Origin of the sequence: Pontibacterium sp. (assembly GCF_041587635.1) — a bacterium.
Taxonomy (GTDB): Bacteria; Pseudomonadota; Gammaproteobacteria; order Pseudomonadales; family Balneatricaceae; genus Pontibacterium.
The window spans coordinates 1-9,165 of record NZ_JBFGYC010000103.1 but is presented as its reverse complement, the minus strand read 5'-3'; the positions used below and the strand labels follow the sequence as shown (position 1 = coordinate 9,165).

Here is a 9,165-nt window from a genome sequence, read left to right as displayed (position 1 = left end):
CGTATGATGAGTTAACGGCAGTGGACACCCATGAATCAAGACAACCAGTTTCAATTTGCTAAAAGCCAACTTCTGGATCAGGTGACACTACTGCTCGCCCAAATGAATGATTCATCCCTTGGCCCTTCCCCCCCCTACAACTAAAGTGGAATAATGTGCTGTATAACTAACAACCAATAAAACAAGCAAGGCCGATTGCTATGACAGAAACGACTAGAGGTCGACTGACGACCCGCACGATCGCGATGCCCGCGGATACCAACCCGGCAGGGGATATTTTTGGTGGCTGGGTATTGTCACAAATGGATATGGCCGCCGGTATCTGTGCCGGTCAGCGCGCCCAGTGCCGTGTTGTTACCGTGTCGCTGGATACCATGAGCTTTATCCGCCCGGTCAAGGTGGGTGATATTCTGGGGGTCTATACCGATATTGAGTCAGTGGGTCGCACCTCCATCAACGTACACGTGGAAGCCTGGGTACGCCGCGGCCGTATCGGTCATCGTGAAAAAGTGACAGAAGCGACCTTTAAGTTTGTCGCCATCGACGACAACGGCAAGTCCACACCGGTGCCAGCTGAAACAGAACTGCCCGCATACGCTTTGGAAGGGTATTCCATCGACGATCTGCGCTGATCTCCCCTAACGATTCTGTTTGATCTGAGCGCTGGCTGATGTTCTGGCCAGCGCTTTCATTGTTTCATCACTCTGATTCACTTCCGCCTATCGCCTCAGGGGGTTCACACCCTTTGGCACAGCAACGGCCCGGTTGCTTAGACACCTTCTGACCGTTATCCAAAACACCACGGTCCAGCAAACGCTCCACCAGCTCGGTTTTTTCCATCACCGGATAGTTACGCCAGATCTCCCGTTTCATCGCTTCCGGTGAACCACCACCATGCAAAGAGATCATCGAGTACCATCCCCCCTGATGAGACGCGGTAAGGTCTTCGATAAAGCGTGAGACTTCCACCCGCTCTGCTGCCGGAACATTGGGATTCGCCCCTAACACATCCAACAGATCAACCTGCGTTTCCGGATTATGATCTTCATCCGGCCCCGGCAGCGCGACCACTAAACCACCCGAGACATAATGCGCCACACGGTGCATATCGTAGATCTTAGTCGCCAGCAGCAATTTTCCGATATTGGCATAGATGGGGTTGGGCATCATCACGCCAGAAGGATCATGCGTGGGGTAGACCGATGCCGCGATCCCACAAGCATAGAAACTTTCGGTAATTGTGATCAGCTCAACCATCGCATCGCGGATATGACTATGTTTATCAGGATCAAGGCCATTGGCCTCGGTCATTAGCGCCCCTGCACCAATCAGCAGGTCGCCAAATCCGGCCCGCGCTCCGATGCAGGAATGCCGATGGTGGTTGGCATAGGAGGTGGTAAGCAATCCACCCTCCTCGGTCTCTCCCGCCAGAAACACATGTTTATGCGGCACAAACACATCATCAAAGATCACCACCCCCGTGGACTGACCGTATTTGGCTGAGAACTTAGCCGCGGCTTCGCCCGGTCGACCCGCAGGTTTGGCAACGATGGTCACACCCTCAGCATCCACCGGCACCGCACAAGCAACGGCGAAATCCGCATCCTCAGGTGTATGGGTGCGACAGGGCATCACCAGAAACTCATGCATATAGGGCGCGCCGGTGACGATCGCTTTGGTACCACGAATCACAATGCCATCCGGGCGGCGTTCTTTGATATGTACATAGACATCAGGATTGCTTTGCAGGCCGGGACGTTTGGAGCGATCCCCTTTCGCATCTGTCATCGCCACACCTAAGGTCAGGTCCTCATCCTGTACCCGATGCAGATACTCAAGGAAACGGCTGTGATAATCCGTACCGTGATTCGCATCGGTCTGCTGTGTCGCCTGATACAACCCATTCAACGCATCATGACTCAGGTAACGTTGCGCGCAGCCTGATTCAGCACAGACCGCACGCACGGCTTCCAACTTTTTCAGCAGATCGTCGCTGCTTTCGTTGATATGCAGCATACGGTTCACTAACTGACCCGAGGTGCTTTGTGTCGCGGTCAGCCAGTCACGGTATTTATCCTGATGGGCAAAATCGTAGGTCACACCCACACCGTTGATACCCGGTGTCAGCAACGGCTCATCCACCACACTGGTCACCTGTAAACCGTTCACAAACACCCGAGGATTGTAGCGGCGAAGCGATTCCCGGTAGTCATCTGCTGTCATCAACATCGTCATGTCACCCTGATAAATTAGTGCTCTTTCAACAAAAATCTAACAGTGTTAAAATTTTTAATCAATACAACAAACCGATAGAGCTCGACCATGACCGACAGTACAAAAACCACCCGCAATAGCGCCCGAAAGCAGGCGGTGAAAGATATGAAGCGGGAGATGATACTGGCGGCTGCACGCAAGATATTTGCTCAGGAAGGTCTTGAAGGTGCCAGCTTACGGGCTATTGCGCAGGAAGCTGGCTACACACCGGCAGCATTGTATTTTCACTTTGCATCAAAAGAAGCGGTGTACGCTACGTTGCTGGAAGAATCTCTTGTCCGGCTGCAAACACATATGGATCGGGCACAGCATAAAGCCAGCTCGCCGTCAGATCGCTTCAGCGCTGCCTCTATGGGCTTTTTTGAGTTTTATCATCTAAATCCTAAAGATCTGGATCTCGGCTTTTATCTGTTCCGTGGCGGAATGACGCCCAAAGGGGTGGGTAAAGATCGTAACCAGCCATTAAACAATCAACTAACAGCGGCCTTATCAGCGATTACCGATACCGCTGTGGCACTGGGCATTGATCAGGCCAAAGCCACACGGATCACCGCAGAGATTTTCGCCCATGCCACAGGCTTGCTGATGCTGGCCCATACGGGTCGTATGCGGATGTTTAATCTCAGCCCGGTAGAGATGATGGAGAGCTATGTGGCAGATCGGCTGGAATGGATACTCTCGTCAGTCACACCTTAAGACGACACACCCGTTTCCCGCTGTTTTCGATACTGGACCGGGCTGATACCGGTCCGTTCGCGGAACATATAGATAAACGGAGAGGGGGAGCTATACCCCAGATCCAGTGCAATACTGGTAATACTCTGCCCCGTATTCAACAGCTCAATCGCTTTCAACATCTTTAACTGCAAGCGCCAATGCTTAAATGACATCCCGGTTTCCTTGCGGAACTTACGGTCCAGCGTGCGCTGAGACATAGACACCGATTGAGCAAGCACTGCAGTAGACGAGGTGTCATCGGGCTGCTCATAAAGCCGGTTACACAGCTGAAACAGGTCCTTTTCGGTCGGCCAGGGTAGATACCCCTCTTCACGACGCATGCGGGACAAGGTTTGCAGCAATAACTGAATCAGATCGTTTTCGTACCCTTCCAATGGATACTCCACGGCAAAACCGGCCGCTTCTTTGATCAGCTCACGCATCAGCGGCGTGATATGTAACACAGTGCTTTTTTGGGAACGCTCAAAACTGTCTGGCGTATCCAGCCCCCGGTAACTGCGGTCAACGTAGAGACTCTTCAGGTCAGCCCCAAATTCCGTATAGACACTGTGCAGGCATCCCGCAGGCAACCAGATCGCTTGCTCCGGTGGAATAAAGTAGCGCTCACCCTCCAGCGTCACCACCAGAACACCGGAGATGGCATATAGCAGTTGGTGCCATTCGTGCGTATGAGCCGGAAAAAAGTGCCGGGCAGGCATCTCTTCCTGCCGCACAAACACTTCGCGTGGCAACTGCTGCATGGTCAAAAGATTGAGTTCGTTATCAGGCGTATTCATAACTTGGCTGATTATATATACAAATTGTCTTTTCATATAAAGATAGCCACAAGCGTATCCGCTACTGTGTCAGAAGAACAGTCACGGAGTTAAATTGATGCCCACCCTTAGCAAAGCCAGAATGCTGATCACCAGCGTCCTTGGCATGATTATTACCATCGGCATCGCCCGTTTTGCCTATACACCGATGATTCCTGAAATGATGGAAGAGATCGGCCTCAGTGAATCCGTTGCGGGCTATCTGGCTGCAGCGAACTATGCGGGTTATCTCAGCGGCGCCCTGCTGATCTCGTTTATCAGCAGTCTCAAGCTGAAACAGATTCTGTTTCGCAGTGGTTTGTGTGGCGCGGTTATCACAACCCTGCTGATGGCGTTTACGCAGAACGAAATCATCTGGTATCTGCTGCGTTTCATCTCTGGCCTCAGCAGCTCGGCGGGCGTTTTACTGGGTGCAGGGTTGCTGATGCACTGGTTGATGAAACACAAGCATCAGGCAGAGCTGGGGATCTTTTTCTCCGGTTTAGGCCTTGGCATTGTGATCACCGCTCTGCTGGCTGAACTGATTAAAGACCATTTCAGCTGGGACCAACAATGGCTGATCTACGGATCGGTGGGTTTAGTGCTTACCCTCCTGGTCTGGCGCTGGTTTCCGGATCAGGCAGACGATGCAATCCGACCGGCGACCAACACGTCCGCACAATCCGTCTCCGGCCTGTTTATGCCAGTGCTGAAAACCGCCTACTTCTGTGCCGGAGTCGGGTACGTGATCACCGCAACATTTCTGGTCGCCATCGCTGAATCCTCAGACACGTTACGCGGTCAGGGCTGGTTGATCTGGCTGGTGGTGGGACTGGCCTGCGCTCCGGCCTGCGGCTTATGGGACCGTTTTGCCCGAGTCTACGGTCAATGGCTGGCACTGTTTCTCGCCTATGTGCTCAACAGCCTGAGCATTTTGCTGCTGATGATCAGTCAGGAGCTGTCTGTCACTCTGCTCAGCGCCGTGATTTATGGGGGCAGCTTTATCGGTATCGTCAGCATGACGCTCTCCATGGTGGGACGGCTCTATCCTCACAACCCATCCCGCCCGATGAGCCGCCTGACCTTCAGCTACGGTCTGGCCCAAATGATCGCTCCCGCGATTGTGGGTTATCTGGCTGAGATGAATGGTAACTATTACAGCGGCCTGCTCATGACACTGCTGGTGATGACGGCAGGCATTATTGCTCTGCTCTGGGCGATGCAGCTGTCTAAAACAGCAAGCAATCACTGCACTCAATCGACAACTCTGAAAGGAACCACCTAAATGAGCAACATCACTAAAGGTATCTATCAGCTGGTTGAAGAAGCCAATCAAATTGTGGACGAGATCACCGTCTGCGAAGCACTGGATCTCTATCAACAGGAGGGTGTTCAGTTTGTGGATATCCGCGATATTCGGGAATTGGATCGTGAAGGCCGGATTCCCGGTGCGTATCACTGCCCTCGTGACATGCTGGAGTTTTGGATAGACCCTGAAAGCCCCTATGCGAAGGGGATTTTCCAGAAAGATCTGACATTTGTGCTGTTCTGCGCCGGTGGACTGCGCTCAGCACTGGCAGGACGCGCCATCGTTGAGATGGGGCTGAGCAAGGTGAAACATATCCACGGCGGTTTTGGTGCCTGGCGCGAAGCTGACGGCGCTATTCAAATGAAAGACTAAACCCAGACTGCATGATCGGCGCTTACGCCGCTTGCTTATAGCGGCGCTCCGGGCGTCCTACACTGCCGTAACTCACCTCTGCCGCCAACTCATTGGTACTGACCATGTACTCCAGATACCGCCTTGCAGTGGTGCGGCTGGCCCCGATCAGCTCTCCCATCTCCTCAGCATTCAAGGCCTGTGCCTGAGCGCTGAACACCTGACGGATCTTCTCCAATGTGAGCGCATCAATCCCTTTTGGCAGGCGCTGCTCTTGTTGGGGTAACGTACCCACAGCCGCTGAACTGCCACGCGGCAGGATGGTATCGACGTCGCTCTGAGCAATCGACTGCATCGCCTGCAACTTGGCCCGGTGGCTACTAAAGTTTTGCAGGGTTTCCTGTAAACGTTCAAACACCAAGGGCTTCAGTATGTAGTCGAACACCCCGCCACGTAACGCCGCCTGCAGGGTTTCTACTTCTTTGGCTGCGGTAATCAGGATCACATCGGTTTCGCTGTTACGCGAGCGCATGGTCCGTAACAGCTCCAGCCCGGTGCCGGTCGGAAACTGTATATCTAACAACAGCAGCTCCGGCTGTAATACATCGACCAGATCTTCAGCCTCTTCTAAACCGTGAGCCACACCCACCAGCTCAAACCCATCAATACGGTCCAGAAAGCGCCGCTGAATCTCTGCGATCTGCTGATCATCTTCTGCAATAACAACTCGAATAGGATTCATTATTTTTATCGCCCCGTATTCAGGTTTTATTCCGCCTGAACAGAGCGTTGCTCCCTTTGCTTCGGTATATATACGATAAATCGACTGCCAAGCTGAGAGGCGGGTTCCACAGTGACCGTGCCTCCCAAGTTATCCAGTAAGTTTTTGACCAGATGCAGGCCGATTCCACGCCCTTCTTTGGCTTTGCTGCTGACCCCTTTTTCAAAGATTCTCAGCTGCTCGGCTTCGTCGATGCCCGGTCCCTGATCCTCAATCTCAAAGATCAGATCATTGCCAAAATCACTCATGGATAACGTCACCTCGCCTGCGGCATTATCACTGTGCAGTGTGGCTTCCAAGGCGTTATCAATCAGGTTACCAAGGATACTGACCAGCTGTTCCCGCGGAAGATGATCCGGCAACTCGGTCATCCGGCTTTCAGGATCGATTTTCAGACGCAGGCCCAGTTCACGGGCGCGGTTGTACTTGCCCAACAAACAGCCAGCTAAAATCGGATCAGGCACCGCATCCAGTAACAAGCGGATCAGTTTCTGATGGCTGCGGCTCTCCTGACCAATCAAGGCCAGCGCTTCATCGTTCGCCCCGATCTGAATCAGCCCGGCAATGGTATGTAGTTTGTTGGAATATTCATGCGCCTGACTGCGCAATGTGTCGGCATACTGCTGAATACGAGTAAGCTTTTTACTGACCTGATCCAGTTCATCTTTGCGCCGGAAGCTGGACACCACACCGGTGATTTTATCGCCCTGCTTCATCGGCAACCGGTTGGCGACAAAGGTATGGTCATTCAGCCAAAGCTCGCGGTCATACTGCGGTATCCCGCTTTTTAATACATCCAGCAACGAACTGTCAGGAATCACATCCTTGATGTTTTTACCGCTGAGTTGGGTGCCTTCTGGTAAGCCCAGCGTTTCAACTGCCGCAGGATTAAAGGTGGTGACCTTACCCTCCGCATTGATCGCGATAATGCCTTCACGCACCGAACCCAAGGTGGCTTTTTGTTCTTCAAACAGGCGCGCGATCTGCTCCGGTTCCAGACCAAAAATCGCCTGTTTAAAGTGATTGGCAAACCACACCGCAATCAAGGCACTCAGCACAAACGACCCGATAATCACTAAGATCAGCGTCAGACGATAACGCTGGATAATTTCCGCGACCCGATTGAGGTCATATCCCACCGAAATGACCCCGACCACTTTATGACCGTCCTCACTGTAGATCGGCGCTTTACCGCGCATCGACCAACCGAGGCTCCCTAGGGCTTTGGAGATATATCCCTTACCGTGCACCAGCGCTTCTGCACTGTCATCTCCCTCATCATCCGCCATAGACTGACCGATTTTGTACGGATTAGGGTGGGCTAAACGGATCCCATTGATATTACCGATCACCACAAATCGTGCCTGCGTCTTTTCTGCCAGCAGCAAACTGATCGGCTGCAGATAGCGGATATCACCGCCCTCCACTGCTTCAACGACAGACGGCATGGCGGCGATGGTTTTCGCCACATGTAATGCCCGCTGACCGATCTGCTCATCAAGGGACTGCTGCAGGTAATGCAGTGCAAAGAGGCCAATAAGGCCCGTCTGTACCAGTGCCATCAGTCCCAGAATCAGAATCATCCGGCTTTTGAGTTTTAAGCGATTGAGTATCGTCATGCTTATTAGATTGCCGCGTTATATATGTCTGAGCTTAGCCAATTCACTTTTCAAACACCCGTAAACAATATGAACAAAATGGCTTTTAGGTTTTAAAAAGCCATTAAGACCACAAGCTGTTTAAAAAAATCACGCAGATCTAACTTAGGGGCATACACAAAAACAACAACGAGGTCTGTGTCCCATGTTTAACAAACCCCAGTTCCGTAAACGTTCAACGTTGATCGCTGCCGTGCTGACCACCTGCCTGACTGCCGGTGCTTCGTTCAGCGCATCTGCGATGGACAATGTTCACTTTCTGATCCCCGGCGGCGCAGGGGGTGGCTGGGACGGTACAGCACGTGGTACCGGCGAAGCCCTGTCTAAATCAGGTCTGGTCGACACCGTCTCTTACGAAAACATGTCCGGTGGTGGTGGCGGTAAAGCGATTGCCCACCTGATCGAAACGGCTGCACAGAAAAAAGACACGCTCATGGTGAACTCTACCCCTATCGTGATCCGCTCTCTGTCTAAGGTATTCCCACAGTCGTTCCGTGATCTGACACCGATTGCAGCAACCATCGGTGATTTTGGCGCGTTTGTCGTCAAGAAAGACTCTCCCTACACCAGCTTTGAGCAAGTGGTTGCGGATTACCGTGAGAACCCACGCAAAGTCAAAATCTCCGGCGGTTCCGCCCGCGGCAGCATGGATCATCTGGTCGCAGCCATGGCCTTCAAAGCCGCAGGCGGCAATCCACGTCAGGTCCGCTACGTGGCTTACGATGCAGGCGGCGAAGCGATGGCGGGCCTGCTTTCCGGTGAAACCGAGCTGCTTTCCACCGGTTTCAGCGAAGCACTGGCACTGGCAGAGGCAGGCGAAGTGCGCATTCTGGTTATGACCGGTAACAACCGTTCCGATGCGGCTCCTGAAGTACCTACGCTGAAAGAGCTTGGCTACGACGCAACCTTCGTCAACTGGCGTGGTTTCTTTGCGGCTCCGGGTGTTTCTGATGCCGACAAAGCGGAATACGTCGAGGTTTTGAAGAAGATGTACGCAACCGATGAGTGGGAATCCGTACGCTCGCGCAACGGCTGGACTGAGATCTTCAAACCGGATGCAGAGTTTGTCAGCTTCCTCGAACAGCAAGAAACCGAAGTCGGCGCACTGATGCGTGAGCTGGGCTTCCTGAAGTAAACACATCGACGCTATTGCGTTTTCTCTTCCCTCCGGTGCCCGCTCTGTCTTCTGTCGCGGGCTAGCCGGAGCTTTTTAAGCCAAGGCTGATGTATAGAGCCTCGGGAGTGTTCCATGAATATCTG

At 52.8% G+C, this 9,165-nt stretch carries 9 protein-coding genes; 5 read left to right on the top strand and 4 right to left on the bottom strand.

From position 1 onward, the window contains the following. Positions 1-200 precede the first annotated feature (200 nt). Positions 201-632, top strand: a complete 432-nt coding sequence (locus tag ABYW01_RS07415) for an acyl-CoA thioesterase (RefSeq protein WP_372831850.1) — start codon at positions 201-203, stop codon at positions 630-632. Between the two features lie 67 nt (positions 633-699). Here ABYW01_RS07415 and ABYW01_RS07410 read toward each other — a convergent pair whose 3' ends face one another. Continuing rightward, a complete protein-coding gene (locus tag ABYW01_RS07410) occupies positions 700-2,229 on the bottom strand; it encodes a 4-hydroxyphenylacetate 3-hydroxylase family protein (RefSeq protein ID WP_372831849.1) in 1,530 nt (509 codons plus the stop codon). Between the two features lie 93 nt (positions 2,230-2,322). Between ABYW01_RS07410 and ABYW01_RS07405 the strand changes: the two genes are divergently transcribed. Then, positions 2,323-2,970, top strand: a complete 648-nt coding sequence (locus ABYW01_RS07405; protein ID WP_372831848.1) for a TetR/AcrR family transcriptional regulator — start codon at positions 2,323-2,325, stop codon at positions 2,968-2,970. Here ABYW01_RS07405 and ABYW01_RS07400 read toward each other — a convergent pair. Next, positions 2,967-3,788, bottom strand: a complete 822-nt coding sequence (locus tag ABYW01_RS07400; protein WP_372831847.1) for a helix-turn-helix transcriptional regulator — start codon at positions 3,786-3,788, stop codon at positions 2,967-2,969. The genes ABYW01_RS07405 and ABYW01_RS07400 overlap by 4 nt on opposite strands. 97 nt (positions 3,789-3,885) lie before the next feature. Here ABYW01_RS07400 and ABYW01_RS07395 point away from each other — a divergent pair, with 97 nt between their 5' ends. After that, a complete protein-coding gene (locus ABYW01_RS07395) occupies positions 3,886-5,091 on the top strand; it encodes a YbfB/YjiJ family MFS transporter (RefSeq protein WP_372831846.1) in 1,206 nt (401 codons plus the stop codon). Next, complete coding sequence (locus ABYW01_RS07390) at positions 5,092-5,487, top strand: rhodanese-like domain-containing protein (protein WP_372831845.1); 396 nt, start codon at positions 5,092-5,094, stop codon at positions 5,485-5,487. 22 nt (positions 5,488-5,509) lie between these two features. Here ABYW01_RS07390 and ABYW01_RS07385 read toward each other — a convergent pair whose 3' ends face one another. Both ABYW01_RS07385 and ABYW01_RS07380 read right to left on the bottom strand, forming a co-directional pair. Next, positions 5,510-6,208, bottom strand: a complete 699-nt coding sequence (locus ABYW01_RS07385; RefSeq protein ID WP_372831844.1) for a response regulator — start codon at positions 6,206-6,208, stop codon at positions 5,510-5,512. 26 nt (positions 6,209-6,234) lie between these two features. Further along, entirely contained in the window at positions 6,235-7,866 is a 1,632-nt protein-coding gene (locus tag ABYW01_RS07380) for an ATP-binding protein (RefSeq protein ID WP_372831843.1), read from the bottom strand. A gap of 184 nt (positions 7,867-8,050) precedes the next feature. Here ABYW01_RS07380 and ABYW01_RS07375 point away from each other — a divergent pair, with 184 nt between their 5' ends. Beyond that, positions 8,051-9,040, top strand: coding sequence for a tripartite tricarboxylate transporter substrate binding protein (locus ABYW01_RS07375; protein WP_372831842.1), 990 nt, complete (start codon positions 8,051-8,053; stop codon positions 9,038-9,040). Positions 9,041-9,165: the final 125 nt, after the last annotated feature.

Bases quoted from the DNA above. Each gene is read 5' to 3' on its own strand.
- ABYW01_RS07415 (WP_372831850.1), top strand. From the start codon at position 201: ATGACAGAAACGACTAGAGGTCGACTGACGACCCGCACGATCGCGATG.
- ABYW01_RS07410 (WP_372831849.1), bottom strand. From the start codon at position 2,229: ATGTTGATGACAGCAGATGACTACCGGGAATCGCTTCGCCGCTACAAT.
- ABYW01_RS07405 (WP_372831848.1), top strand. From the start codon at position 2,323: ATGACCGACAGTACAAAAACCACCCGCAATAGCGCCCGAAAGCAGGCG.
- ABYW01_RS07400 (WP_372831847.1), bottom strand. From the start codon at position 3,788: ATGAATACGCCTGATAACGAACTCAATCTTTTGACCATGCAGCAGTTG.
- ABYW01_RS07395 (WP_372831846.1), top strand. From the start codon at position 3,886: ATGCCCACCCTTAGCAAAGCCAGAATGCTGATCACCAGCGTCCTTGGC.
- ABYW01_RS07390 (WP_372831845.1), top strand. From the start codon at position 5,092: ATGAGCAACATCACTAAAGGTATCTATCAGCTGGTTGAAGAAGCCAAT.
- ABYW01_RS07385 (WP_372831844.1), bottom strand. From the start codon at position 6,208: ATGAATCCTATTCGAGTTGTTATTGCAGAAGATGATCAGCAGATCGCA.
- ABYW01_RS07380 (WP_372831843.1), bottom strand. From the start codon at position 7,866: ATGACGATACTCAATCGCTTAAAACTCAAAAGCCGGATGATTCTGATT.
- ABYW01_RS07375 (WP_372831842.1), top strand. From the start codon at position 8,051: ATGTTTAACAAACCCCAGTTCCGTAAACGTTCAACGTTGATCGCTGCC.